This is a genomic window from Candidatus Symbiothrix dinenymphae, from assembly GCF_001431085.1.
The window spans coordinates 1-400 of record NZ_BBRU01000492.1; the positions used below are offsets into that span (position 1 = coordinate 1).

At 55.2% G+C, this 400-nt stretch carries 1 protein-coding gene; it reads left to right on the plus strand.

Annotation, left to right across the window (positions count from 1 at the left end; all coding sequences use genetic code 11):
• Positions 1 to 400, plus strand: a 400-nt coding sequence (locus ASC50_RS05290; RefSeq protein WP_162491148.1) for an InlB B-repeat-containing protein, incomplete at both ends; no start/stop codon positions are given.

Here is a 400-nt window from a genome sequence, read left to right on the forward strand (position 1 = left end):
AACCGTATATTGTTGCGGGGGGGAACTACTTTTCTACCATTAGTCAAGCCGATGCAGATAGTCAAGCCGATGCAGATGTTGCTGCCAATGGTCAAGCGAATGCTAATACTTCCGGCTCTTGTACGCCCATTACTTACACAGTCCGGTACGATGCCAATGGAGCCACCGGCGGAACTGCGCCTCCTAATGGCACAAAAGCGCACAATGTGAGTTTCACCTATGTAGGAGTCGGTTACAATCCGGGAGGCTTAACGCGAACCGGTTATGCTTTCCGAGGCTGGCATACAGCCCCCCAGGCAACAGACCCGTTGACGAGTTATACCACCAATGCGCCCACCACGCTATATGCGGTGTGGGCGCGTCTCAGCCCCATCTCCTTTGCGCCTAACGGCGGGCCGGG